The sequence below is a fragment of the Pedobacter sp. MR22-3 genome, from assembly GCF_026240075.1.
Lineage (GTDB): Bacteria > Bacteroidota > Bacteroidia > Sphingobacteriales > Sphingobacteriaceae > Pedobacter.
In genome coordinates, this window is the sequence record NZ_JAPIVF010000020.1 from 1 (window position 1) to 331 (window position 331).

Consider the following 331-nt stretch of genomic DNA (forward strand, 5'->3'; position numbering starts at 1 on the left):
GTTAAACATCGCTAACTTCAGCTTAAATACTGAAAACGCGGTATTGATTCCTTACATTAAGGCAGGTGCCGGTTATATGGCTTCTGATTCTCAGGTAGGAACTACCCAGGTTTTTACAGACAGAGAAGGCTGGTACATTCCAACAGGAGTTGGATTTAAATTTGGTGTATCAAAAGGCATCAACATTGATTTAGGTTATGATATTAATTTTATCAAATCATCACCAACAGTTAAAAGTGCTTACTTAGAAAACAGGTATTCTTACTCTCACGTAGGTTTGGAGTTTGCTTTGGGTAACAAAGAAAATTCTCAATTACAAAACTATAGCGCT

Annotated in this window: 1 pseudogene; it reads left to right on the forward strand. The window is 36.3% G+C overall.

Annotated features, from left to right (window positions below):
* Positions 1 to 331: pseudogene (locus tag OQ267_RS22375) on the forward strand (OmpA family protein); the annotation flags it as partial.